Below are 25,792 nucleotides of genomic sequence, written 5' to 3'. Positions count from 1 at the left end.
TCCAGGGCGGCACGGGGTTTTTTCTGTTTTTAATATAATCTTATTTACGCTTTATGTTCCGCCAGACGGGCAATCTCAACGATAACCTGTACAGCCTTCAGCATTACGTCTACAGAGGCGTATTCAAATTTGCCGTGGAAATTCTCGCCTCCGGTGAAAATATTCGGTGTAGGCAGCCCCATATAAGAGAGCTGTGAGCCGTCAGTCCCTCCGCGGATGGGACGGATAACCGGCGTGATTCCGAGGCCCTCCATCGCTTCCCGGGCGATATCGACGATATGCCGGACGGGCTCGATTTTCTCGCGCATATTATAGTATTGGTCATTCATTTCCAGCACGATGTTGTCCGCCCCGTATGTAGATTTGAATTCCTCCACAATTGCGGCGATATTCGATTTGCGGTTCTCGAACTGCCCGCGGTCAAAATCGCGGATAATGTAATGCAGCTTGCTGTGCTCGGCACTGCCTTGCATGGAGATCAGGTGGTAGAACCCCTCGTAGCCGTCTGTGAATTCAGGGGCTTCACCGGCGGGCAGACGGAGATGGAAGGCCATGGCGATTTTGGACGAATGGATCATCTTGCCCTTGGCTGTACCGGGATGGACATTGACTCCGTGGAAGGTGATTTTGGCGGCGGCGGCATTGAAGCTCTCATATTCCAGCTCCCCAAGCGGGCCTCCGTCCACGGTGTAGGCATAGGAAGCACCGAAGGCGGCAACGTCGAACTTATGCGGGCCGCGTCCGATTTCTTCATCGGGGGTAAAAGCGACCCGGATCTTGCCATGCTTAATCTCCGGATGCGCCAGCAGATGGGCCATAGCCGTCATGATCTCAGCGATGCCTGCCTTGTTGTCTGCCCCCAGCAGGGTGGTGCCGTCGGTCGTAATCAGCGTATGCCCCTTGTAACCGCTCAGCTCCGGGAAGCTCTTCGTGGACATGATAATATTCTGGGCTTCATTCAGCACCAGATCCTGCCCGTCATAGTTCTCTACAATCTGCGGCTTCACATTCGTGCCGGTGAAATCCGTAGCGGTATCCAGATGGGCCAGGAAGCCAATCACCGGAACCTCTTTATCTGTGTTGGCGGGCAGCGAGGCCATGACATAGGCGTGCTCGTCCACCGTAATCTCCGTCAGTCCCAGCTCCTGCAGCTCCTCTGCCAGCTTATGCGCCAGTACCATTTGGCCTGGAGTGGACGGGCAGCTCTCGCTGTCCTCGCTGGATTGGGTATCCATTTCAGCATACGATACAAAACGTCTAATTAATTCTTCCTTCAATGGGGGTCATCTCCTCTTCAGCTTCGTATGTCTATATTATCACGATCCGGCCCGGGTCTCATACTTTAGGCGGAGGGTGAGGAGTGAAAGGGGATGGAGGCTGGCTGGAGACTAGCTTGGCCGAGAGCAGGTAGCGCTCGGGCGCTGCGCCTACATAAGAGAATGGGTAACAGGTAATCAAGGTGAGTACGGGGTCTCTGCTGGGCTTAATCGCTCCCCGCGTATCTCCGTCAACAATCCGGCTCCCGGTCACTTCATAGGTAAAAGTTCCTTCCGCTGTAGCAAGCTCAAGCCGGTCTCCGGTCTCCAGCTCGCCGAGACTGCGGAAGACGGTATCACGGTGTCCGGCCAGCACGCTGTTGCCTGTGGCGCCCGGGGCGGCACTTGCCTCATCGTGTCCGGCGCCCCGCTTAAGCTCCGCCCGTCCGGTTCCCTCCAGAATGGCGACCCGCTTTTTAAGCTTCGGAAAATAGATCTCCCCGATTACCTCTCCTGCTATATAAGCAGGTTTGTCGCCTGTTGGTGATTCTGCGCTGCTGACCATACCTTCAGGAAGGGGCGTTTCTTCTTCGGAACTTACGGGAAGCTGGGCTTCCTCCCTCTTTTTGTCCCAGATTCTCAGGGCTTCGCGGGCTTCGGCGGGCGCTTTGAGGATCTGGAAGGCGGAATATAGCATAACGCACAAGGAGAGCAGGAAGATCAGCTTGACGGCTAAAGTGAACCCGCTGCGTATCTTCATGCTCTCTCCTCCTTACATATACATAAAGTTACTTCTTCTGGCCCAGTCTGCGGAGCACAAGCACACTAATCATGGCGACAACCAGGCTGGCCGCAATCAGATTGTACCAAGGGCTGGCTGTGTCGGGCAGTCTGCCGTCTTCCTCCGGCCCGCCCAGCGGAAGCGCGTCACCAGTGAGGTTGACCTCCTTCCCTGGTGAAGGGGCTGGTGTGCTGCCAAGTGCAGCGGCTCCGGAATCCGGAGTCGCGGACGGACGGTTGCCGCCGTCTTCCTCTCCTGCCCCTAGCGGAACAGGCTCCTCGCTTACGCTCACTCCATCCGGTGCTGCTGTAGCAGTTGCCGGTGCCTGTGAAGGTGCTGCTGAACTGCCAGGCGATGCACTGCCGGCCGGTGAGGCTGTAGGGACTGTTGTTGCAGCAGGCGGCGTACTGCCAGGGCTGCCGGTGGACCCTGGCGTTGACGTAGGCATAGGCGTTACTGCAGCCGTTGGCGTATCTGTGGGTTGAGGTGTAGAAGTTGGCCCGGCTGTAGGCGCAGGATCTGCTGTGGCAGTGAATTCAAAGGCGACACTTACCGTCTTCTCCTGGAACTCGTTGCCTGCCTCCGGCGGGAACAATACCTTCATTTCGATCGCTTCCTCTTCCCCTCCGGCAAGCGAGCCGATGGTCACTACCCCCGGGGCCTCGCTCATTACCCCTGAGTAGAGGATTACTCCCTCTTTTTGCAGGGTCATTTGCAGGATATTGTACAGATCTGCGTCCCCGGAGCGGAACTGAAAGGCTACTGCATAATCGAACGGATCATTTCCGTCATTGATAATCTTATAATCCGAAGCCATCGTATCTCCCGGCTGCATGTTGTTCATGGTTGCCGTACTGGTCGTATGTGAGTTGACAGTGAGCTTGATCGTATCCTCAGCGCTGACCCCTCCGGCATGCCAGATTACACCTGCCAGAACGGCCAAAATATACGCGCCAATTATAGATGTATGTCTCTTCTTCACTCTCCCCGCCCCTTCCTGTGCAGACCTTCGGCAGCCACCAGCCACAATCCGCCCCGGTTCGCCCTTCTAAATCATAGTTTGTCGAATAAAGTAGTTTCTTGAAGAACTACTACTAAATAAAGCGATGATATAAATCAGAACGAGTACGAACGGATCTGGATGAGCCTGAACGTGCGTGAATGAGGCGGAATGGTAAAAATGCGCTGTTGTTCGTTATAACGAATAATACTTACAGTATAATCAAAATGAAGCATAAAGAAAAACAGAAAAAGATACGTTAAGTAAATGAATTGGGGCGTTTATTATAACTTAACGGCATTTATTTAATATTTACTGCGGTTAACTCATTATTTCTCTGTATATTACTGGATTTTGTATTTTATAAAGAACAATTTGGGCTGTAAAGGCCCGGCTCCATCATTTCTACTCCGAACACATTCGTCTTTTGCTGCAAGACTAAAATAGCCCATTCAGCTACCTCAATGGAGTTCTCCATAGGTAGTTAAATGGGCTGAATGATATAGACTGGCTTGTAATCAGACTAGTACAGTGTCAGGTTTAAAAGGGTGGATAAGCTTGTTAAACTCCACCCCGAAATCTAACGGACCGGAGAGACCTTATCCCCACGAAAACGCCACTTTTTGCAGCGTAACGGACTCAGGCGGCCTTATTGTCTCCCTACGAGACGTTTTGGAGCCGAAGTGTAAAGGTAAGGCCCATGGAGTCCGTTACTCGCCCAGTTGGCGACTTTCTTCCCAAATAAGAGCACCTCAGTCCGTTACGCTAAGCTAAGCCAAACGCCCCTGAAGAACAATCTCCGCTTGGAAAAGATGTAATTTGAAGGGGGATTGTTTCTGCTCCACTATTTTAAATCTGATGAGCTACTACGGCCTTATTACTTCTTCAACAGGTCGGCCACAAGCTCATACGAATGCAGGCGGGCAGAGTGATCATAGATCTGTGAAGCGATAATCCACTCATCGGCACCCGTCTCTTCGAGAATCTGCAGCAACCGTTCTTCGATCAGGGCCTGGTCGCCCGCAATGGAGTATTGCTGTTTGCTCATAAGCAGCGCTTTCTCCTGAGAGGTCCAGATTCCGTCCAGACTGTCTACAGGCGGCTGGAGCTTGCCGGTGCGGCCACGAATAATGTTCAGGAATTGCTGCTGCTGGGAAGTGGCAAGTCTGCGCGCTTCCTCCACCGTATCCGCTGCCGTAATTCCCAGGCCCACCATAACATAAGGCTTGTCGAGTACAGCTGAAGGCTTGAAGCTGGTGCGGTACAGATGCAGGGCCGGCAGCAGATAATCCGGGGCGAAGTGGCTGGCAAAAGCAAAAGGCAGACCCAGCTGGCCCGCAAGCTGAGCGCTGAAGCCGCTGGAGCCAAGCAGCCAGATCGGGATATTCAGTCCTTCACCGGGCACGGCGCGGACACCGGCCGGACGGGAGCCTGATCCTTCGGGGTCGAAATACGCCCGCAGCTCGCTAAGCTGCTCAGGGAATTCACTGCCATCGCTGCCGAGACTGCGGCGCAGTGCTCTGGCGGCTGCCTGGTCGGAGCCGGGGGCTCTGCCCAGACCCAGATCTATCCGTCCCGGATACAGGGACTCCAGCGTGCCGAATTGCTCGGCAATCACCAGCGGGGCATGGTTGGAGAGCATGATGCCGCCTGAACCTACGCGGATGGTGTTAGTTCCGGCTGCGACATGTCCGATAACAACGGAGGTGGCGGAGCTGGCAATGCCGGTCATATTATGATGCTCTGCCAGCCAGTAACGGTTATACCCCCATTTCTCAGCATGACGAGCCAAATCAAGGGTGTTATGAAAAGAATCCGCCGCCGTTCCGCCCTCCCGGATAGGGGCTAAATCCAGTACGGAGAATGGTATGTCGTGCAATTGCTTCACATGAATCCCTCCTATAGTAGATGCATTCCGCATCAGTAGCATTATTTGCAGCCATGAATCAATATACCCGCCAATTATAACATGAAATAATATAATTTACACACTTTAAGTAAGCGTCATGACGGGGAGAGGGAGTGTGAAGGGAGAAAGGTCCAGTTACTGAAGGGATGAATTTGGAGTATTTGGACTGAATTTGGACGGTTACAACCGTACAGCAAGGGCTCCGCAGGCAGAAATGTAAGCGCATAACAATTTGCTTGCCAATTTAAGGGAGCCTTGCTATAATCGCTTTGAAAAGCTTTTCTAACTTAAGCGGCTAGGCCAATCCTGATAAGGAGGGCACACGTTTCGGGCTAAAAGAATCAAGAAGGAAGTCAGACTATGAAGCCAACAATCAGAGATGTTGCCAAGATGGCCGGAGTATCCATCAGCACTGTGTCCCGTGTAATGAATGCCCCGGATACGGTCGTGGAGAGTAAGCGCAGCCGGGTCATTGAAGCGATAGAAGCGCTCAAGTATCAGCCTAATGCATTCGCACGGGGGTTAATTTACAGGAAGTCATTCACTCTTGGGCTACTCATTCCCGATATTGAGAACCTGTATTTCGCAGGGGTGATCCGGGGAATGCAGGATGCCTGCATTAAGCTCGGTTACAGTCTGATGATCTGCAATACAGACCGTGACAAGGAGCGGACATTGTCCTATATGGATACTTTTCATGAGAAACAGGTGGATGGTGTTGTGTTCGCCAGTGATATTCTGCACCCTGAGTATTATGAGAAGCTTATAGGCTGCAGAATTCCATTCGTGCTGGTCTCTTCCCATTCCGATGAGTATGAGGTAGCGTCGGTCGAGGTGGATGATGAGAAGGCGGCGTATGATGCTGTGAAATTCCTGATTGAGCTGGGGCACCAAGAGATTGGGATGATTGGTTTCAATCATGATAATTCGGTGTCCGGGCCACCGCGGATGGCGGGGTTCGTGAGAGCCTTGAGCGAATCGGGGCTGGAGCGTAATATCGGGAAAATCAAGTACGCGAACCACCGCTTTGAACACGCCTATCAGGCAACGCATGAGCTGTTCACAGAATATCCAGAGCTAACCGCAGTATTCTGTGTAGCGGATGAGTTCGCTATGGGGACGATCTCTTACTTAAAGGACCGCAATATTCTGGTTCCCGGTCAGGTATCGGTCATCGGCTTCGATAATCTGCGGATGTCGGGGATGTTCATTCCGAAGCTGACAACAATCGCACAGCCTATCTATCAGCTGGGGTACCGGGCGGCCGAGAAGCTGCATGAATTGCTGACCACGGGCAAGGTGGCTGTCATGAAAGAGAAGATGGAGCATAAGCTAATCGTAAGAGAATCCTCGCGTGAGAAATGAGATGTAGTTCCTGCGGGCTGAAGCACGGCTGCCTGGGGATAGGGCAGCACGGTTTCTTTACACTCTTCTGAAAAGCTTTTCAGAGTGACGCGTTAGAGGAATGTGAGCGAATCGTTTAGGGAACCGTTTCAGGAACCGTATCCACTGAAGAAGGTACTAACTGACTATTGGAAGCGCATACATTATTGTGGGATATGGAGAATGTACGTTTGAATTAGCGGTGTTAATGGGTGTGGGTGCCTGTTGTCCGTGAATTAGGTTAAGGAGGTGGGTTACTGCTCTGCCGGAAGGGGTTCCGGTAATAAAGCTGGTTCAATGCAGTCTCTAAAAACAATTAAAGGGGATGTATGAAACAATGAAGAAAGCTCCAGCACGTAAACTGTCACTTGCGATGGTGTTGTGTCTATCCTTCACCATGATGCTCAGCGGCTGCGGCGGCAATAACACCGTTGCGCCAACGAAGGCCCCGGCGGCTACAGAAGCTCCCACAACAGCACCATCGGCAGATAACAACGCAGCATCAACAGATAGTCCAGATCCCGCTGCGGCAGGAAGCCCGTTGGATTTGGCAATGAAGGGTGAATATAAAGGCACGAAGGTCACGATGTTCGGCCCGTTTGTCGATGCGGACCAGGTGAAGTTCGAGAGCAGCATTAAGGAATTTGAAGAGAAAACCGGCATTGATATTCAATACGAAGGCTCCAAGGAATTCGAAGCTACGATTAATATCCGGGTCGATGGCGGCAATGCGCCGGATATCGCGGACTTCCCGCAGCCGGGCCTGCTGGCCTCTATTGCCAAGACCGGCAAGGTCATTGATCTGACCGGGGTGCTGGATCAGGCGAAGCTGACGGCCAATTACAATAAGAGCTGGCTGGATATGTCCACCATGGACGGCAAGGATGGCAAGATTATGGCCGGGATCTGGAACCGCAGCAATGTGAAGAGCCTGGTCTGGTATCCGAAGAAGCAATTTGACGAAGCGGGATACACGGTTCCGCAGACTTGGGATGAAATGATGGCCCTGACGGAGCAAATCGCCAAAGACGGTGATCCAGCCTGGGCAATCGGTATTGAGAGCGGCGCGGCAACCGGCTGGGCGGCAACCGACTGGGTAGAGAACATCATGCTGCGGACCACGACGCCTGAGAATTATGACAAGTGGGTAAGCGGTGAGCTTCCGTTCACCTCGCCGGAAGTGAAGAACGCGGTGGAAGTGATGTCCAAGATCTGGCTGAATAAGGATTATGTCTACGGCGGTGCTAAATCCATTGTAACTACTGCCTTCGGCGATGCTCCGAAGCCGATGTTCGAGAATCCGCCCAAAGCCTGGTTCAACCTGATGGGGAACTTCATTACCAGCTTCTTCCCGGAAACGGCCAAGGTGGATACAGACTATGACTGGTTCTATCTTCCGCCGATTGATGAGCAGTACGGCAAGCCGGTCCTGGTGGCAGGCGACATCTACGCTATGTTCAATGACCGCCCTGAAGTACGCGCTGTAATGGAGTTCTTCACTACTGGCGAATCGATCAAAAGCTGGGTGCAATCCGGCGGTGTCATTGCTCCGATGAATGATGCTTCCCTGGATTGGTACCAGTCCGAATCTGACCGCCGGATGGCGAAGCTGGTGCAGGACGCTTCGACCCTGCGCTTCGATGGCTCGGACCTGATGCCAGGCAAGGTGGGTGCAGGTACCTTCTGGAAGGGCATGACTGACTATGTGAGCGGAACCGCTACGCTGGATCAGGCCCTGGAGCAGATTCAGTCAGGCTGGAAGAACTAAGAAGCAGGCAGCACGGGACTTAGACGCCAATAGGCTGAAGGGGCGGTCTTGAGCAATCAGGCCTACCCCTCAGCTGGTGGTAACGGGTGCTTATGAAGAGGGCTCTGCTCTAACAGAGCCTATAGGAGGAACCGATATGGATGCACAAATAAGGCCGGAGCCGGGTGCCGCCGGGGCGCAGGCCAGTCAGAGAATCAGCGGCAGGGCAGTCCTGCTATCGCTGGGCGTCTTGCTTGCGAATATTGTGGTCAACGGGCTGATTTTCCTGTTTTTCCGCGATTCAACGCTTCAACCGCTGTTGACAGCGGTGCTCGCAGTGTTGTGGGGCGTGCTGGGCGTATATCTGATCTACTACACCTTGACCTGGGCCGTGGAGCAGTACCCGGACCATGTCCGCAGGAAGGTGCTGCCATATGTTTTTGTCGGACCGGCTGTCCTTATTCTCGGTTGGCTGCTGATTCTGCCTGCCCTGCGGACGCTGTACTTAAGCTTCTTCAACGCTTCCTCCGAGAAGTTCGTCGGACTCAGCAATTACGCCGCGATCTTCAGCGACCGTCTGATGGCTACGGCTCTGCGCAACAACCTGCTCTGGGTGTTCGTGGGCACGCTGGCCTGTGTCTGCTTCGGGCTGCTGATTGCCATTCTTGCCGACCGGAGCAGCTATGAGCGGATCGCCAAATCGATTATTTTCATGCCGATGGCTATTTCCTTTGTTGCCGCCGGGGTCATCTGGAAGTTCGTCTATTATTATCAGCCGGGCGATGAGCAGATTGGACTCTTGAATGCGATTGTGACCTATTTCGGCGGTGAACCGCAGGCCTGGACGAGTATGCTGCAGCCGTGGAACAACTTCTTCCTTATTATCATTCTGATCTGGATGCAGACGGGGTTTGCGATGGTTATTTTCTCTGCGGCCATCAAAGGAGTGCCCGAGGATATTCTGGAGGCTGCACGGGTGGATGGCGCGGGTGAGGTGAAGATCTTTTTTGGCATCATGATTCCTTACATCTCTACGACGATTCTGACGGTGACCACCACGATTATTGTCTTTACACTGAAAATATTTGACGTTGTCATGGTGATGACAGGCGGTCAATACGATACAGAGGTTGTAGCGACGCAGTTCTACCGGCAATTCTTCATGTACCGCAACTTCGGCTACGGCTCTACGCTGGCTATCGTGCTCCTGATCGCGGTATTGCCTGTTATCCTTATTAATCTGCGGCAGTTCCGCAAGCAGGGGGGATTCTAATGGTGGGCACCAAGAAAAAAAAGGGCAGCAAAACGGCCGTCAATCTGATTCTGGGCGTCATCTGCTTCCTCTGGATTCTGCCGACCTTCGGACTCTTCGCCTCCTCCTTCCGTCCCGCAGCGGATATTCTGCAGACGGGCTGGTGGAAGGTGTTCCCCCATCAGGAATGGAAGGCGGGCGAGACGGTGCAGCTTCCCAAGGAGGTTGATCTGCGGGAGCCGATTGAGGTGAACGGCAAGACCTATACGGATGAACAGCTCAAGGCAGGGGTGAAGGCGGATGGCAGCCGCCTGATGTGGGAGAACCGCAGGGCACGTACGGTGAATATGCAGGAGCAGGGCTGGCAGGCGGTGCCTGACCTCACGCTCGACAACTATAAGAATGTGCTGTCCGGCAAGGAGTACACACTCAAGGAAGCGGATGGCAGTGAAACGGTGCAAAAGGGGAGCGGATTGTCGCAGGCGTTCTGGAATACACTGACGATTGCTGTTCCGGCGACGGTGATTCCGGTGCTGATCGCCTCTTTTGCCGCCTATGCCTTCGCCTGGTTACGGTTCCCCGGACGCAAGACGCTGTTCGTCATCATTATTGCGATGCTGGTCATTCCGATTCAGGTGGCGCTAATTCCGGTACTCAAGGATTACACGGCGCTTGGGCTGAACGGCAGTTATCTTGGAATCTGGCTGGCACATACGGCCTTCGGGCTGCCGCTGGTTACGTACTTCATGTACAACTTCATCAGCCAGCTGCCGAAGGATCTGTTTGAATCAGCTTTTATTGACGGCGCCAGCCACTTTACTATTTTCAGCAGACTGATTCTGCCGCTGTCCGTGCCCGCGCTCGCTTCCATCGGGATCTTCCAGTTCCTCTGGGTATGGAATGATTATCTGGTGTCGCTGATCTTCATCGGGAACCAGCCGTCGGTTCAGGTCATGTCGATGAAGATCGCCGATCTGGTCGGCTCGCGCGGCAATGACTGGCATCTGCTGACCTCGGCAGCCTTTATCTCGATGCTGATGCCGCTGGCGATCTTCTTCCTGCTGCAAAAGTATTTCGTCCGGGGTCTGATGGGCGGCTCAGTCAAAGGCTGATCTGCGGCTGGGACAAGAGAAGCCGGCAATCGGGAGGAGAATACGAAGATGAGACCGGAGACAAATACGGAGATAAGTACGGAGATAAGTACGAAGATGAAAATAAAGATGAAGTCCTGTGAGCATCCTTCCGCCTTATACCCTTACAGGGAGTGGAGTATTGAAGAGGAACACTACGAGGATGAATACAATCAGCGGAGCGAGAGTGTCTTTGCACTAGGCAACGGCTATATCGGTATGCGCGGGAATTTCGAGGAAGGCTATCACGGCAAGGCGGGGGCTTCGGTAGCCGGGAATTATCTGAACGGCTTCTTTGATTCTGAGCCGGTTGTCTATCCTGAGGGGGCCTTTGGGTACCCCTCCCGCAACCAGGCCATGCTGAATGTGAGCGATGCCCGTATCATCCGGCTCAGCATCGAAGGCCATGAGTTCCGGCTGGATCAGGGGAAGCTGCACCGGTATAAGCGCCGGCTGGATATGCGCAGCGGTATGCTACACCGGGAGCTGGAGTGGGAATCTCCAGCCGGGCACCGGGTACTGCTGGTGATCCGCCGGATGGTTGCCTTGACGCATAAGCATCTGGCCGCTATCGACTATGCGGTGACGGCGCTGAACTTCTCCGGGACACTGAAGTTCGATTCTGCGGTGGACAGCGAGATCCGGCGGCCGGAGGCGACGGATGATCCAAGGCTGGGAGCGGGCAGTGCGGTGCCCAGCCTGCTGCTGGAGGATACCGGTTATGACGAAGCCTCCGGGAACCTGTGGATGAAGCAGCGCACCCGCCACACGCGGTTTGCGCTGTTGACCGCTGTCAGCCATGCGCTGCAGGCGAAGTCCGGGCGGGAGATGAGCCACCAATTGATCGGTCAGCGCATCTCCGTCTGTTACGCCGCTGCTGTCCGCAGCGGAGAGACGGTGACGCTTACCAAATATATAACGTATCATACCTCCAGAGATTACGGGGAGGAGGAGCTGGCCGGCCGGAGTGCTGAAGTCTTGGCGCTGGCCAAGGAGCTGGGCTTCGCCGGTCTGGCCGGAGAGCAGCAGGCGTATCTGGACAGCTTCTGGGCACATGCGGATGTTGAGATTAGCGGTGATCTTGCACTCCAGCAGGGCATCCGCTTCAATGCTTATCAGCTGCTGCAATCCGTGGGCCGGGACGGAGCAACGAATATCGGAGCCAAGGGCCTGACCGGCGAAGGCTATGAGGGGCATTATTTCTGGGATACGGAGATGTACATGCTGCCGTTCTTCACCTTCACGCAGCCCGAGATCGCCCGTGCGCTGCTGGAATTCCGTTATGCTACGCTCGGCAAGGCCAGAGAGCGGGCAGCGGTCATGTCGCAGAAGGGGGCACTGTACCCGTGGCGGACCATTGACGGCAAGGAGAACTCCGCCTACTTCCCCGCAGGCACTGCACAGGCGCATATCAATGCGGACATTGCCTACGGCCTGAAGCAATATATCCAGGCCACAGGCGATATGGAATTTCTGGTTAGCCGGGGTGCGGAGATGCTGTTCGAGACCTCAAGGTTCTGGGCCGATCTGGGCCACTATAACCCCGCGCGCGGAGGGGCCTTCTGCATCGATGCAGTAACAGGGCCGGATGAATACACGGCGATTGTCAATAACAATGCTTACACCAACCTCATGGTGCAGGATCAGCTCCAGTATGCCTATGAGACAGCTCTGCTGCTACAGCGGGACTATCCCGCGGATTACGAACGGCTGCGGCAAGCGATCGGGTTAACTCCCGAAGAGGCAGAGGGCTGGAGAGAGGCCGCAGCACGGATGTTTATTCCTTTTGACGAGCAGCTCGGGATCTATGCCCAGGATGATACCTTTCTGAGTAAGCAAAAATGGGATTTCGGGCATACGCCTGCGGATAAGTATCCGCTGCTGCTCCACTATCACCCGCTGGTGATCTACCGGCATCAGGTGCTGAAGCAGGCTGATCTGGTAATGGCCCTGTTCCTGCTTGGTGACAAGTTCAGCCTGGCGGATAAGCTCCGCAACTACCATTATTATGAGCCGCTGACAACGCATGACTCCTCGCTGTCTCCTTGCATCCACAGTATTATGTCTGCCGAGATCGGCGATCTGGCCGGGGCATGCCGTTATTTCAGCCGCACAGTACGGATGGATCTGGACGATATCAACCACAATGCCAAGGACGGGCTGCATATGGCGGCGATGGCCGGGTCCTGGATGTCGATTGTGAACGGCTTCGGCGGCATGCGGCTGGCTCAGGGGGAGCTGGGCTTTGCTCCTGTCCTGCCGGAGCAGTGGGAGAGCTACCGCTTCAAGGTTACAGTAGGCGGTCAGCTGCTAGATATCTTCGTTGAACGTGAGGCGGTAGTGTATACGCTGCTGGAGGGGACGGCACTTGAGATCAGGCATAAGAAGCAGGCGCTGCAGCTGCTTCCGCAGGAGCCGGTGAGGATGTCGCTGGCGCACAGGCTGGAGGCAGTGATCTTCGATCTCGACGGCGTGATTACAGATTCCGCCGAGGCTCATTATCTTGCCTGGCAGGCCCTTGCAGATGAGCTGGGTATCCCCTTCAGCCGGGAAAAGAATGAACGGCTGAAGGGCGTCAGCCGGATGGAATCGCTGGAGATTGTGCTGGAGGGCAGCGGCCTTGCGAAGCTGCCTGAAGCCGGGAAGCTCCGGCTGGCGGAGCAGAAGAACGATCATTACCGGCAGATGATCGGCCGTATCACCCCGGCGGACCTCCTGCCGGGTATCCGGGAGCTGCTCGATTCCCTGCGCGAGCGGGGAATCTCCGTGGGGCTGGCCTCGGCCAGCCTGAATGCGCCGCTCATTCTGGAGCGCCTCGGCGCAGCCAGGTGGTTCCAGGCCGTTGCCGACCCGGCTGCGCTCCGGAAGGGCAAGCCCGATCCGGAGATCTTCCTGCAGGCGGCAGAGCGGCTGGGTGTTCCGCCGGGCAACTGCATCGGCGTGGAGGATGCAGCCGCAGGCGTGGCCGCGATCCGGGCGGCGGGCATGAAGGCTGTAGGCATCGGGTCGGCCGAGCAGCTTGGCGCGGCCGACCTGGTGCTGCCCACTACGGCGGAGCTGGACGCCGGGAAGCTGCTTAAGCTGTTCGCGCGTTAGCCGCTGGCGGAGGGGGGTATCGGGCAGCGAGTTTGTTGTCTGTATAGTAAGGGAGCAGGCGCGTGGCTAGATGTATGCGAAAAACCGAACACATTGTGCTGCGAGAAGGCACGCGGCCACAATGTATGCGGAAAACCGAACACATTGTGCTACGAGAAGGTGTGCGGGCCAAATGTAAGCGAAAAACCGAATACAATATGTTGGCGAGAAATAGAACGTTATTTACTCAAAAGTTGCTGTCTTCATAATTAAACACCATTTACTATGAGATTTTTAAAAAGCCTCTGCAGGTATGCAGAGGCTTTTTGGCTAGCAGGGCATGAGCTCTAAAGAAGTGAATACATTCATAAATGCGGCGATGGTTGGAGTTTTGTTCGAAGCGCACTTTCGTTGATAGATGTATTCTGTACAATTAAAAACCGTAAAATGGCAGGGTTACCTCTTCTAAGTGTAGTCTATACAACTAAATTTGCTCGAATGGGCGAGAACCAGGTACAGCTGGAATTTTAGTTGTACGAAATACAGCTAAGTGGATTTTCGGCGGCACATCGGATGATTTAGTTGTACGGAATACAGTTAAGTACCTCACCACTCGCGCCTTTATCGGGTACAGCAAGCAAACCCTCAGCCCCCACCTACTTTAAGTGGCAGCCTTTCCGGGTTGTAGCTCCCTCAGGGAGTAGCCCCCTCAGGTAGTAGCCCTGACAGGTAGTAGACCTCCCAGGTATCAACCCGCTCAAATAGCAGCCTGCTCAAATAGTAGCCCTCTCAAATAGTAGCCCTCTCAGGTAGTAGCCCTTCAAGTAGCAGTCCCCTCAAGTAGTAGCCCCCTCCTCCAGCTCCACAGGCAGAATGTGCGCAGCGGCTACGCTCTGGCCCTGCACCTGCTGCAGGATCAGGTCCACGGCGAGCTTGCCGATCGCTTCCATTGGCTGGCGGATGGTGGTGATCGGCGGGTCGAGCAGGCTGCGGAGCGCGATGCCGTCATAGCCGACGATCTTCACATCCTCCGGGACGCGCCGTCCTCTGGTGCGGCAGGCCTTCAGGGCATAGGCGGCGATGATATCGCTGCCCGCAAAAATCCCGTCCACCTCAGGATGCTCCGCAAAGAGCTGCCCGAGCAGCTGCTCGTAAGCTTCGAAGTCGAAGCTGTTGTTGTCGGTATGGAGGGTGACATACTCCAGATTGTGCTGCTTCGCCATATCCTCGAAGGCCACACACCGCAGATGGGATAAGATATTCAGCTTGGGATGCCCGCCGATATGGGCGAGGTGCCGGCAGCCCTTTTGAATCAGAAGAGTGGTAGCCAGCTTGCCTCCCTCATAATTATCCGAGCAGACATAAGGGATATCCGGTGAGATCTGCCGGTCGAAGGTCACCAGCGGCAGATTCATCTGCCGGTAGGCTTCCACCTCCAGTGTATGGCTGCCCATAATAATCCCGTCTACCCGGCTTGCGCGCAGCATGTGGATGTATTCCTGTTCCTTCTGCTTGTCCTGCCACGAATTGCAGAGCAGCAGCTTATAGCCTTCCCGGTAGGCATGTTCTTCAATATGACTGGTTAATTCGCCGAAAAAAGGCAAAGACACATGCGGAATAATCAGTCCGATGATGTTGGATTTCGAGCGGCTAAGGGAGCGGGCCAGTTCGTTCGGCCGGTAATTCAGCTCCTCCATCGCCTGGTGAACCTTGTGCTTCAATTCCTCGCTTAAGTAACCCCTGTTGTTCAGTACCCGGGATACGGTGGTTGCCGATACGCCAGCCTTCAGCGCAACGTCTTTGATGGTCGGCATGGCCTGGCCTCCTGTCTGAGCAGTCAACTGCAGATTCATTCTAACGTGAGCGGTCTGCTCTGTCCAATATCGACGGCTGCTGTCGCTTTTTGTTGTTTCTAAAAACATCTTTTCCCCCTATAATTGTATCAAAGCAGTCCCCGTAATGAAGCCCCATGAATACATTATCCTTCAACTTGTCAGATTCCGATTATGAGATAGATGAACGGGAGTGTGCGAATGAGTGTAGATCATATTCATCTCAGGTTGTTAAGAAGCTTGCTTGTGCCTCTGTTGATCTTCCTGTGTACAACAGCCCCGGCAGGAGCTGCATTCGCTGCAGCCGAGGAGCTTCCCGCCCGGAACGTGCTGGTGCTGCATTCCTATCAGAAGGGCTTTGCCTGGACCGATGACCAAAGTGCCGGAATAGAGGAACGTCTCAAAGGCACAGCTAATCCCCCCGTCATTTACACTGAATACATGGACTGGAAAAGGTACCCTACGCAGGGTAACCTCGAACATTTCTACGAAACCATCCGCTTCAAGTATCAGAACATCCCTATTCATACGATCATCACAACGGACGATGCGGCGCTGAGCTTCGCGATGAAGTACCGCCATGAGCTTCTGAACGATGCTCCGATTGTTTTCAGCGGGGTCAACGAGCTGGGGGTGGACAGCCTACCGGATAAGCGCAACATGACAGGCGTTATTGAGAAAATCGATGCAGCGCCCACCATCCGCATGGCCATGGACCTTAATCCTTCGCTGAAAAAGGTGTATGTCGTCTTCGATAATTCGGAGAGCGGGCTGTCGACCGGCCGGATGGTGATGGATCAGATTAGCTCCTTGAATCCGGGGCTTGCGCTGTTCCCGATGAACCGCATGTCCATGGAACAGATCAAAGCTACGGCATCGGCGCTGTCCCCGGACAGTATTGTGCTGATGACTACATATTATAGTGACTCTACCGGAAGAATTGTGGAGTTCGACAGGTTCGCAAGCGAGCTGGGCAAGAGCAGCAGTGTTCCGGTGTATCATATCTATGATTTTGCATTGAACCATGGCGCCTTCGGCGGGAGCCTGATCAGCGGCAGAATGCAGGGGCAGACGGCGGCCGATCTGGCGCTGCGTATCCTGAAGGGGGAGCGTGCCGGGGATATCCCGGTGGTGACCGACAGTAATGTACGCAAGGTGTTTGATTACAATGAGCTGCAGCGGTTCAAGATATCACCGGATAAGCTGCCGGAGGGCAGCGAAGTGATTAACGAGCCGTTCTCCTTTTATCAGACCTACAAGGTACTGGTGCTGAGCATCGTGGTTGCCTTTGCAGTGCTGGTAACCTTCATTCTGGTGTTGTTATTCTATGTGCAGCTGGTCAGAAGGATTAGAAGCAACCTGGAAAAAAGCAATGAACGCTTCAGCCTGGCAACCTACGGCTCGGATGCGGTAATCTGGGACGTTGATATGTCTACGATGATCTATTATTTCTCGGACAGCTGGTATGAGGTGCTAGGATATGCCCGGGATGAGCTGAATGAGAGCCGCGGCGGCTGGCGGGATATTCTCCATCCGGAGGATGCCGAGCAGGAGAACCGGCTGCGTATCCAGCATCTGGAGGGTCGTTCTTCTTACTACTACGCTGAATACCGGATGCGGAGCAAGGCAGGCGAATACAAGTGGTTTCAGGCCCGGGGCAAGGTGCTGCGTAATGCGGGCGGCGGATATATCCGGTTTGCCGGGTCAATGGTGGATGTCACGGACCGCAAGGGTTATGAGAGTAAGCTGCAGACGAGCTATCAGGAGCTGGAATCGACCTATGAGGAGCTGACTGCCCTGCAGGATGAGCTGCTGGAGCAGTATAACAAGGTGGTGGAGAATCAGGCGCTGCTGCAGACCAGTGAGGAGAAATACCGGCTGCTGGCTTATAATGACGTGCTTAGCGGTCTGCCGAACCGGCTGTCGTTATCCGAGGAGCTGGAGCGGTTCATTGAAGAGCATTCCGGCGGCCATGCGGCGCTGTTCTTCCTGGATCTCGATAACTTCAAGTACATTAATGACTCCATGGGCCATACCTTCGGGGATGAGCTGCTGGTGCAGGTCGGGGAACGGCTGCTTAGCCGCTCTGACGGGCGCAGTAAGCATTTCCGCTTCGGCGGCGATGAGTTTGTGATTCTGTTCAAGGATGTGACGGAGGCAGGTGAGGTGATCCGCTATGCGGATTCCCTGGTACAGGGCTTCATGGAGCCGTTCCAGCTTCATGCAAGTGTGGTGCATATCACGGCCAGTATCGGGATTGCCCAATACCCGGAGAACGGGAAGAGTGCGGAGGAACTCCTGAAGAATGCCGACATTGCCATGTACAAGGCCAAAGAAGCAGGCAAGGGCAGTTATATGATCTACGGGCAGGAGATGCAGCAGTATTTTGACGAACGGATGATTATTGAGAATCACTTAAGAAGCGCGGTCTCCAATAATGAGCTGTCGCTGCATTACCAGCCGCTGGTGGATACCGGCTCCGGCGAGCTCTGGGGCTTCGAGGCGCTGATCCGCTGGAACAGCCCGGTGCTCGGCTTCGTCTCCCCCTTATCCTTCATCCGCATTGCCGAGGACTGCCGCCTGATCGTCCCCATAGGGGAGTGGGTGCTGCGCGCCGCCTGCCGGTTCACCAAGGATCTGCAGAATCAGGGCTATGAGGGCTATCATATCTCGGTTAATATCTCGGTCATTCAGCTTATGCTGGATGACTTCACGGAGATGGTGCTGAGCGTGCTGGAGGATACCGGGCTTGCGCCGGAGTATCTTGAGCTGGAGATTACAGAATCCATCTTCATGGAATCCTTCGAGGCGATCAGCTCCAAGCTGGAGGCGCTCAAGGAGAGGGGCATTGGGATTGCGCTGGATGACTTCGGAACGGGCTATTCCTCACTCAGCTATCTGAAGCAGCTCCCGATTACTACCCTGAAGATCGACAAGTCCTTCATCGACAGCATCGATACCCCGAACAATAGGTCGCTGGCCAGCTCCATCGTCACCATCGGCCATGATATGGGACTGAACGTTACGGCTGAAGGGGTTGAGACCCCGGAGCAGCTTGCTTTTCTGGAGCGGACCCGCTGTGACAAGATTCAGGGCTACTATATCAGCAAGCCTATTCCGGAGAAAGAGGTCGCGGGCTGGGTGGCTGGGCGGATTGCGGGTTGAGGTGAGGATCAATCCATACTACACCACAAAGGAAACCTTCCTTCTATATAAAAGAGGTTTCCCTGCTGCTCCTGCCCCGGCGCTATTTCAGCAGCTTCCGCGCCAGCTTGACCTTGCTGCCGTAGGGCGGGTAGACAATGCCGAGGTCAAGACGGGTGCCTCGCTTAACAATGCTTTTGTGATGGGAGAAGAGGTCAAAGCTGTATTTGCCGTGGTAGCCGCCGATCCCGGAATTCCCGACACCTCCGAACGGCAGCCGGGTGCTGGCTACATGGGAGATGGTATCGTTGATGCAGCCGCCGCCGAAGGACACCTCGGTCATCACCTGTTGCTCCACCTGCTTATCGCGGGTGAACAGATAGAGAGCGAGTGGCTTCGGACGGGCGTTGATGCTCTGGATGGCCTCCTCCAGCCGGGTATACTCCATAATCGGCAGCACAGGCCCGAAGATCTCATCCTCCATGGAAGCGTCACTCCAAGCCGCCGGATAGATCAGAGACGGCTCGATATATAGCTCCTCGGGAATGACCGTCCCGCCCAGAATCAGCTTATCGCGGTCCCGCTCCAGCATCTCCCCGATCCGCCGCAGCTGGCGTTCATTCACGATCCGTCCGTAGTCTGTGTTCTGCCGGATGTCTGTGCCATAGAAATCAGTGACGCAGCGCTTCATCCGCTCAATCAGCTCGGCTGCTACCTCCCTATGGACCAGCAGATAATCAGGCGCAATACAGGTCTGTCCCACATTGATCAGCTTCCCCCAGACAATCCGCTTCGCTGCAGTCTCCAGGTCGGCGCTCCGGTCTACGATTACTGGGCTTTTGCCGCCCAGCTCAAGGGTGACGGGTACCAGGTTCTTCGCCGCCGCTTCCATGACAATTCTGCCGACAGGCACACTCCCGGTGAAAAAAATATAATTGAACGCCGCATGAATCAGCAGATTCGTCGTTTCCTTCTCACCCTGTACTACCCGGATATAGGCGGGATCAAAGGTCTCCCGGATCATGTCCTCAATGACAGCGGAGGTAGCGGGCGTGCTCTCGGAGGGCTTCAGTACGGCGCAGTTCCCGGCGGCAATGGCACCGATTAACGGCTCGATCAGCAGCTGGAACGGGTAGTTGAACGGCCCGATAATTAGCACCGTCCCGTAAGGCTCGGCTATGATTCTGCTCCGTGCCGGGAACAGGTGCAGCGGTGAGCCTACCTTCACCGGCTTCATCCAGCGCCGTAGATGCTTCATCATATAGCCGATGCTGTCCAGCGTGAATCCGATCTCTGTGGCGTAAGCCTCGAATTCGCTTTTATGCAGATCCTGGTTCAGTGCAGCGATAATCCGGGCTTCATTGCGTGAGATGGCCTCCTTCAGCTTCTGAAGCTGCTCCAGCCGGAAGCCGGGGGTTCTTGTGACTCCGCCGGTGAACCATTGTCTGTGCTCAGCCAGCAGCCGGTCGATCTGTTGTGCAGTGTATAGTGGCATGCTTGTATCCTCCTTGGTGATTTGCGGTTCCTATAGATTGCCTGCCGAAGAGGGCAGAGTCTGGATGTAATCATGCATCCGGCTCCGGTTCAGCAGGGTGATTTCATTGCCCTTGAATTCGATCCAGCCCTGGTCGCGCAGGAATCCCAGCTCCCGTGACAAGGAAGGGCGGGCGGTATTCATATGTTCAGCCCATTCCTTCCGGCTGAAGGGGAGCTTCAGCCGATCGGACTCCTGCTGCTCTCCCTGCTCCAGCAGGAAGTCTACGATACGGCGGCGCAGCGGTCCGGCGGACAGGTTCTCGATCTTCCGGTTCACGAGCACCAGCCGCTCGGACAGATTCTCGATGAAGCGGGTAAGGATATCGGTGTCGGCCGCGAATAATCTCAGCAGCTCCTGCTTGCTGATGAACATCACCTTGCAGGGGCCTGTGGCCGTGACGGTGGCGGGCACGGTGTTATTCCTGCGGAATAATACAGCTTCGCCTATGGTCTGCCCTTCCTTCAGGTGGGCGATGGTTACACTGCTGCCGGTAGGGTGTGTCTTCTGCACCTCAATGCGGCCGGAGAGCAGAATCCCAAGCCGGTCCGCCGGATCACCCTCTGCCAGAATAATCGCATTCTTATGGTAGGAGCTGACAGCGTAAGCCAGTGTATGCAGCAGCTGTTCGATCTCATCTGCGGACTTTCCGCGAAATAGCAGGCAGGATTGCAGCGAAGCGGGCTCCGGTCTCATACTTTTCCTCCCGATGTGTTGTGATTGGTAACATTCGTTACCGATTGATAGACGAAAGTCTACTACAATTATTGGTAACTGTAAAGGCGAGGCACAGAGCGATTCCATTAATGATAAGGAGTGATCAGGTAATGAGCGAAATGTTTTGTTTCCAGTGTCAGGAGGCAGCTAAGGGGACGGGTTGTACGATTCAGGGGGTGTGCGGCAAGACCAGTGAGGTAGCTAAGCTGCAGGATCTTCTGGTGTATACACTCAAGGGCATCGCCATCTTCGCGCGCAGCGGGCGTGAGCTGGGGATTACTGATCCGGTGACGGAGAAATTTATCATAGAGAGCTTGTTCGCTACGATTACCAATGCTAACTTTGTGCCGGAATATTTCAACGCGAAGGTCCGGGAAGGACTGGCCCTGCGGGATCTGTGGCGCAGCAGAGTGGCTGATGCCGGAGTGATGGCCTATTTGTCGGAGCATGACGCAGCGAACTGGAATGCAGTGACTGATGAAGAGCTGATGGACAAGGCGGCAACCGTCGGTGTGCTTGCTACGGAGCATGAGGATATCCGTTCCTTGCGCGAGCTGCTGACCTATGGCCTGAAGGGAATGGCTGCTTACATGGAGCATGCTGCGGTACTGGGCTTCTATGAAGCAGGAGCACATGCTTTTATGGAGAAAGGCTTGGCTGCAGCACTGGATGACAATCTAAGCGGCGGTGAGCTGACGGCTCTGGTGCTGGAATGCGGCAAGTTCGGCGTGGATGTGATGGCGCTGCTTGACCGTGCGAACACCGCAGCCTACGGCAATCCGGAGATTACCACAGTCAATATTGGGGTAGGCACGAACCCTGGTATTCTGATCAGCGGTCATGACCTCAAGGATATGGAGGCGCTGTTGAAGCAGACCGAGGGTACCGGAGTGGATGTGTATACGCACAGTGAGATGCTGCCGGCCCACTACTATCCGGCCTTCAAGAAGTATAGCCACTTCGTAGGCAACTACGGCAATGCATGGTGGAAGCAGAATGAGGAATTTGCCAGCTTCAATGGTCCGATTCTGATGACTACGAACTGTATTGTGCCGCCGAAGGACAGCTACAAAGACCGGCTGTACACGACAGGCAACACCGGGTATCCGGGAATTCAGCATATCGCGGCAGGCGCGGACGGAGAGAAGGATTTCTCGGCGCTGATTGAGCAGGCCAAGAGCTGCAGCGCTCCGGTGGAGATTGAGACAGGCGAGATTATCGGCGGCTTCGCGCATGCGGCTGTAATGAATGTCGCGGATCAGGTGGTTGGAGCGGTAGAGAGCGGCGCCATCAAGCAATTCTTCGTCATGGCCGGCTGCGACGGGCGGATGAAGAGCCGGAATTATTACACCGACTTCGCAGCAGAGCTGCCGAGTGATACGGTGATCCTGACCGCCGGCTGTGCCAAATACAAATATAACAAGCTGGCGCTTGGCGATATCGGCGGAATTCCCCGCGTGCTTGATGCCGGCCAGTGCAATGACTCCTATTCTCTTGTGGTTATAGCGCTTAAGCTGAAGGAAGTGTTCGGTCTTGCAGACATCAACGATCTTCCGATCTCCTATAACATTGCCTGGTATGAGCAAAAAGCGGTGATTGTACTGCTGGCGCTGCTGCATCTGGGCGTGAAGAACATTCACCTGGGTCCTACACTTCCGGCCTTCCTGTCGCCTAATGTAGCTAAGGTTCTGGTAGATACCTTCGGTATCGGCGGTATTACTACCGTACAGGAAGACATGGAGCGGTTTATTGCTGCGGTATAATACAATACAGCTTCAGCATTAGCCAAAATACACAAAAGCGAGTCTCCGTATAAGGGGGCTCGCTTTTGTATATGAATATGAACGTCACCGTCAGCGCTTACGGCAGCCGGTAGACTGCAAACGGCTCGCTGGTGCGGAAGGCGGCGCTGGCCTGGTCAAGCTGCTCAAGTATTCCCGCATCCGTTGAAGCGGAGAGACTCTGCAGATTATGTTGTACCTGCTCTACTGTAGTTGCACCGACAATCACCGTGGAGACGGCGGGCCGGTTCATCAGCCAGGCCAGGGATAGAGCTGCAGGTGAGGTGCCCAGTCCCTCCGCAATGGCCTGAACCTGCTCCCCGAGCGAGATGCGCTCCGGGGTAAGGAAGCGGCGGAAGTTCGGATCGGTCTCTGCTCTGGAGCCGGCAGGGGCTTTGCTGCTGCCAGTATATTTGCCGGTAAGAATGCCGCCCGCCAGAGGGAAGTATGGGATGATGCCCAGACCCTGATCCAGGCAGAGCGGAAGCAGCTCCGCTTCGGGCGTGCGGTCAGCCAGCGAATAGCTGCACTGGATAGAGATGTATTTCGCGAAGTGCCGGGCTTCGCTGATTCCAAGCGCCTTCATCAGCTCCCAGGCGGCATAATTGGAGGCTCCGATATAGCGCACCTTGCCTGCGGAGATCAGATCATCCAGCGTACGCAGCGTTTCCTCCAGCGGTGTGTAGGGATCGAAGGTGTGAATCTGATACAGATCCACATAGTCGGTCTTCAGCCGGCGCAGGCTGCCCTCCAGCTCCTGCATCAGATGATGGCGCGAAGAGCCGCTGCCACCGGGTCCCTCATGCTTCGGCAATCCGGCTTTGGTCGCCAGCACTGCGTTATGGCGTTTGCCTTCAAGCGCAAGGCCGATGATCCGCTCCGATTCAGATCCGGCATAGATATTGGCGGTATCGATGAAATTGATGCCCTGATCCATAGCGGTGTGCAGAATGCGGACCGAGGTCTCCTGATCTGCCCGTTTGCCGAAGGAATTGGTTCCAAGACCCAGGGCGGACACCTGCAGGCCGCTATTGCCCAGACGGTTATATCGCATGTTCTAACTTCTCCTCATCTAGTAGTAGTCTTAGCAGGAATCACGCACAAGCAGCTTGCCGCCGGACTCCAGGCGGCTGTCCTGTGACCGGGCGAGATTAATCACCGCATGCTCCTCCTGGAGCAGCTCAATCTCCTCACCCAGCTTAAGCAGCAGCCTGGAGAAGCGGCTTAGTACACTGTCAGTAATGTACCCGGTGAATTGTCCCGGATGGGCGAATACCTCAAGCATCTGCCAGAGCTGGTCCGTGCCGGAGCCGAACGCCCCGTTCATACGGCTTAGCGCAGCTTGAAGATCACGGATCAGGCTGCCCAAGTGGCTGTATTTATCCTCCAGCAGCAGCATGACTACCAGGCCGTAATTCACGGATTGCTGGCGGGATTCCACATTCTTGGCCAGCTGGCGCGCTGCCTCAAGCAGTCCGTCCGTCTCTGTCCGCAGCAGGCATGCGAGGCTGTGCAGACGATGCTGCATTACCCCGGCGTGTCCGGCGTACAGGCCGCTGCCGGTGACCTGGCCGCTAACGTAAATACTGCCGGTGGCTATAATTGTAGATTGGCGGATATCGCCATAGACGTACACATTCCCGAGGGCTTCAATTCGTACAGGTCCTTCCAGATCTCCCGGTACAATGATGTCACCTGCGAACATAACATCGCCCGCAGGATCTGTCATCTCTCTGGCCAGAAGACTGACCGGAGGGAAGTCACATATCCGGACGCTGCCGTTTCCTCCGCAGATGCGGGGTCTGCCGGTATGCCGGGCCACGATATTACCACAGGGAAGGAGCTTGGCATGATTACCGGCAGCAAAGTAGATATCCTGCGGCGGGGGAGGGGGCAGGACCCTTCCGTCTGTGTCGAGGCCGGGAATGCCTTCTTCCGGCGGCAGCTTGCGGGCGAAGACTTCGCCTGCAAAGGCAAAGGGGGCTCCCGGGAAACGGAGATACTCCAAGGGTTCCGCAGGCTTCTGACCCCGGGCTCCCTGTCCCTGAAGCATCCGGTTCCCCTCCAGTGTATGCTCAGGCAGCAGGAATTCCAGCCGGGCTTCCTTGCCGGGCAGCGGGGATCTGCCTTCAGCGATGCATACGGGAAGATATGTAGGGTTCTCCAGCTCCGCGTACAGGGCGGGAATGTTCAGGTTGCGCAGAATAAAACGGTTGTCCAGTGAGGCGATAATCTGTTCTATGGTGAGCGTGGACAGCAGCATCGCCGGATTGGGCTGGGCACGGACGACCGCTTCGAAGGCGGCGGGGCAGTTGACCAGATTCCAGGCGTACTTCTCTGCACGGTATAAAGTGAAGTGGACCTTGAGCTTGTCAGGCGATACGGTAATTTCATATTGCGGCTTCTCACAGATCTCCCAAGTGATATAATCCGCCCTGGTCACCTCGGTCGGCTCTGTAACGGTCTTCCAGTTGATCTTCAGGACAACAGGGTGGACCGCAGAAATGCGGGCGGGAGCACCTCCGGGGAGCGGGGGAGTAATGAATATCTGGTTGTCCTGCACGAGGATAATTCCATTCTTATCTCCAGTTGTCCCGTCAGAAGCTCGGCCCTCCACAGAGAATGAATCCAGGAGACCTTTACGTTCGAGCATCAGGGACTCTACGAATTCATATCGGCTTGGTTCGATATCCTGCTGCGGCATGGTTGTAACCTCACTTTTTCGTATGATCAATGGCAATTCGTACAGAAAAAGAACATCATCAAGCCTGGGAGGCTTTCCCTCCTGAACAGCTGGCTTAAGTGGTCTCTATTGGCAGCCTGGCAACCGTAAACGCAGATTCCGGCGTTCTTAGGCCCATGGCTTTGCGTCCTGCCCTTTCGGGGAGTTTGCCTTTAGAAATAGATCAATGATATACATCCTGTAGAGGTGGGAGTTATGGTCGACTGTAATCGACAAAAAGAGTCATAAATAGTTCTTACGCGTCATTAACTTCTGCAAACAAGCTTAATTCTAGTACTTAAAGAGCTATTTTTCAACTATATTATGCCTATTTATCAAAAAACTCGAAATATGCAGCTCTATTTCGACAAAAAAACTGGTTTCCCAGCGCTTACAGCTTATGGAAGAGGCAGGGGGAGGAAAGTATGAGCATTCAACTGTTGGGACACCCTGGGCTTGGTAAGAATCGGAGTGTTCTTTTTTGATAAGCGATTTTGCGAGTGTTAATGTTATGTATATGTTAACTGTG

At 54.8% G+C, this 25,792-nt stretch carries 16 protein-coding genes and 1 riboswitch; of the genes, 7 read left to right on the top strand and 9 right to left on the bottom strand.

Features of this window, described 5'->3' with window-relative positions; translation table 11 throughout:
- Positions 1–44: 44 nt before the first annotated feature.
- From pepT to MKY12_RS30160, 4 genes are all read right to left on the bottom strand, one after another.
- Positions 45–1,277, bottom strand: a complete 1,233-nt coding sequence (gene pepT, locus MKY12_RS30175; protein ID WP_339311972.1) for a peptidase T — start codon at positions 1,275–1,277, stop codon at positions 45–47.
- A gap of 58 nt (positions 1,278–1,335) precedes the next feature.
- Positions 1,336–2,016, bottom strand: a complete 681-nt coding sequence (locus tag MKY12_RS30170; RefSeq protein WP_339311970.1) for a sortase — start codon at positions 2,014–2,016, stop codon at positions 1,336–1,338.
- Positions 2,017–2,044: 28 nt separating this feature from the next.
- Positions 2,045–3,019: a hypothetical protein gene (locus MKY12_RS30165; protein WP_036728108.1), complete on the bottom strand. Its 975-nt coding sequence runs from the start codon at positions 3,017–3,019 to the stop codon at positions 2,045–2,047.
- An 895-nt stretch (positions 3,020–3,914) separates the two neighbouring features.
- Positions 3,915–4,925, bottom strand: coding sequence for an LLM class flavin-dependent oxidoreductase (locus tag MKY12_RS30160; protein WP_339311967.1), 1,011 nt, complete (start codon positions 4,923–4,925; stop codon positions 3,915–3,917).
- Positions 4,926–5,306: 381 nt separating this feature from the next.
- Between MKY12_RS30160 and MKY12_RS30155 the strand changes: the two genes are divergently transcribed.
- The 5 genes from MKY12_RS30155 to pgmB all read left to right on the top strand — a co-directional run bounded on the left by MKY12_RS30155 (position 5,307) and on the right by pgmB (position 13,554).
- Positions 5,307–6,311 carry a LacI family DNA-binding transcriptional regulator gene (locus MKY12_RS30155; RefSeq protein ID WP_339252128.1) on the top strand — a complete coding sequence of 335 codons (1,005 nt, stop codon included), beginning with the start codon at positions 5,307–5,309 and terminating at the stop codon, positions 6,309–6,311.
- A 355-nt stretch (positions 6,312–6,666) separates the two neighbouring features.
- The gene (locus MKY12_RS30150) at positions 6,667–8,097 is read left to right on the top strand and encodes an ABC transporter substrate-binding protein (protein WP_339311966.1); all 1,431 of its coding nucleotides are present in this window, start codon (positions 6,667–6,669) and stop codon (positions 8,095–8,097) included.
- A 136-nt stretch (positions 8,098–8,233) separates the two neighbouring features.
- The gene (locus tag MKY12_RS30145; protein ID WP_076074754.1) at positions 8,234–9,349 is read left to right on the top strand and encodes a sugar ABC transporter permease; all 1,116 of its coding nucleotides are present in this window, start codon (positions 8,234–8,236) and stop codon (positions 9,347–9,349) included.
- Positions 9,349–10,440 (top strand): carbohydrate ABC transporter permease, encoded by a 1,092-nt coding sequence (locus MKY12_RS30140; protein WP_076074751.1) that lies wholly within the window; start codon positions 9,349–9,351, stop codon positions 10,438–10,440. Before MKY12_RS30145 ends, MKY12_RS30140 begins: the two co-directional genes overlap by 1 nt.
- A gap of 48 nt (positions 10,441–10,488) precedes the next feature.
- Positions 10,489–13,554 carry a beta-phosphoglucomutase gene (pgmB, locus tag MKY12_RS30135; RefSeq protein ID WP_339311964.1) on the top strand — a complete coding sequence of 1,022 codons (3,066 nt, stop codon included), beginning with the start codon at positions 10,489–10,491 and terminating at the stop codon, positions 13,552–13,554.
- An 815-nt stretch (positions 13,555–14,369) separates the two neighbouring features.
- On the opposite strand, the gene MKY12_RS30130 is transcribed toward pgmB, so the two are convergent.
- Positions 14,370–15,347, bottom strand: a complete 978-nt coding sequence (locus MKY12_RS30130) for a LacI family DNA-binding transcriptional regulator (protein ID WP_339311962.1) — start codon at positions 15,345–15,347, stop codon at positions 14,370–14,372.
- A gap of 219 nt (positions 15,348–15,566) precedes the next feature.
- On the opposite strand from MKY12_RS30130, the gene MKY12_RS30125 reads away from it, so the two are divergent.
- Positions 15,567–18,530 carry an ABC transporter substrate binding protein gene (locus MKY12_RS30125; RefSeq protein WP_051478250.1) on the top strand — a complete coding sequence of 988 codons (2,964 nt, stop codon included), beginning with the start codon at positions 15,567–15,569 and terminating at the stop codon, positions 18,528–18,530.
- A gap of 82 nt (positions 18,531–18,612) precedes the next feature.
- On the opposite strand, the gene MKY12_RS30120 is transcribed toward MKY12_RS30125, so the two are convergent.
- Positions 18,613–20,004 carry an aldehyde dehydrogenase gene (locus MKY12_RS30120; RefSeq protein WP_036728115.1) on the bottom strand — a complete coding sequence of 464 codons (1,392 nt, stop codon included), beginning with the start codon at positions 20,002–20,004 and terminating at the stop codon, positions 18,613–18,615.
- 30 nt (positions 20,005–20,034) lie between these two features.
- Positions 20,035–20,739 (bottom strand): Crp/Fnr family transcriptional regulator, encoded by a 705-nt coding sequence (locus MKY12_RS30115; RefSeq protein WP_036728116.1) that lies wholly within the window; start codon positions 20,737–20,739, stop codon positions 20,035–20,037.
- A 131-nt stretch (positions 20,740–20,870) separates the two neighbouring features.
- Here MKY12_RS30115 and hcp point away from each other — a divergent pair, with 131 nt between their 5' ends.
- Positions 20,871–22,523: a hydroxylamine reductase gene (gene hcp, locus MKY12_RS30110; protein ID WP_155991602.1), complete on the top strand. Its 1,653-nt coding sequence runs from the start codon at positions 20,871–20,873 to the stop codon at positions 22,521–22,523.
- 97 nt (positions 22,524–22,620) lie between these two features.
- Here hcp and MKY12_RS30105 read toward each other — a convergent pair whose 3' ends face one another.
- Positions 22,621–23,595 (bottom strand): aldo/keto reductase, encoded by a 975-nt coding sequence (locus tag MKY12_RS30105; protein ID WP_339311958.1) that lies wholly within the window; start codon positions 23,593–23,595, stop codon positions 22,621–22,623.
- Positions 23,596–23,625: 30 nt separating this feature from the next.
- On the bottom strand, positions 23,626–25,275 hold the full coding sequence (locus tag MKY12_RS30100) for a flagellar assembly protein A (RefSeq protein ID WP_339311957.1): 1,650 nt from the start codon (positions 25,273–25,275) through the stop codon (positions 23,626–23,628).
- 77 nt (positions 25,276–25,352) lie between these two features.
- A riboswitch (cyclic di-GMP riboswitch) is annotated at positions 25,353–25,445 on the bottom strand.
- Positions 25,446–25,792: the final 347 nt, after the last annotated feature.

It is taken from the genome of Paenibacillus sp. FSL M7-0896, from assembly GCF_037975415.1.
Classification (GTDB): Bacteria; Bacillota; Bacilli; order Paenibacillales; family Paenibacillaceae; genus Paenibacillus_AQ; species Paenibacillus_AQ silagei.
Note: the sequence above shows the minus strand (reverse complement) of the source record. Positions and strands in the feature narration are given on the sequence as shown.

Bases quoted from the DNA above. Each gene is read 5' to 3' on its own strand.
- MKY12_RS30170 (WP_339311970.1), bottom strand. From the start codon at position 2,016: ATGAAGATACGCAGCGGGTTCACTTTAGCCGTCAAGCTGATCTTCCTG.
- MKY12_RS30155 (WP_339252128.1), top strand. From the start codon at position 5,307: ATGAAGCCAACAATCAGAGATGTTGCCAAGATGGCCGGAGTATCCATC.
- MKY12_RS30150 (WP_339311966.1), top strand. From the start codon at position 6,667: ATGAAGAAAGCTCCAGCACGTAAACTGTCACTTGCGATGGTGTTGTGT.
- MKY12_RS30145 (WP_076074754.1), top strand. From the start codon at position 8,234: ATGGATGCACAAATAAGGCCGGAGCCGGGTGCCGCCGGGGCGCAGGCC.
- MKY12_RS30140 (WP_076074751.1), top strand. From the start codon at position 9,349: ATGGTGGGCACCAAGAAAAAAAAGGGCAGCAAAACGGCCGTCAATCTG.
- pgmB (WP_339311964.1), top strand. From the start codon at position 10,489: ATGAGACCGGAGACAAATACGGAGATAAGTACGGAGATAAGTACGAAG.
- MKY12_RS30130 (WP_339311962.1), bottom strand. From the start codon at position 15,347: ATGCCGACCATCAAAGACGTTGCGCTGAAGGCTGGCGTATCGGCAACC.
- MKY12_RS30125 (WP_051478250.1), top strand. From the start codon at position 15,567: ATGAGTGTAGATCATATTCATCTCAGGTTGTTAAGAAGCTTGCTTGTG.
- MKY12_RS30120 (WP_036728115.1), bottom strand. From the start codon at position 20,004: ATGCCACTATACACTGCACAACAGATCGACCGGCTGCTGGCTGAGCAC.
- MKY12_RS30115 (WP_036728116.1), bottom strand. From the start codon at position 20,739: ATGAGACCGGAGCCCGCTTCGCTGCAATCCTGCCTGCTATTTCGCGGA.
- hcp (WP_155991602.1), top strand. From the start codon at position 20,871: ATGAGCGAAATGTTTTGTTTCCAGTGTCAGGAGGCAGCTAAGGGGACG.
- MKY12_RS30105 (WP_339311958.1), bottom strand. From the start codon at position 23,595: ATGCGATATAACCGTCTGGGCAATAGCGGCCTGCAGGTGTCCGCCCTG.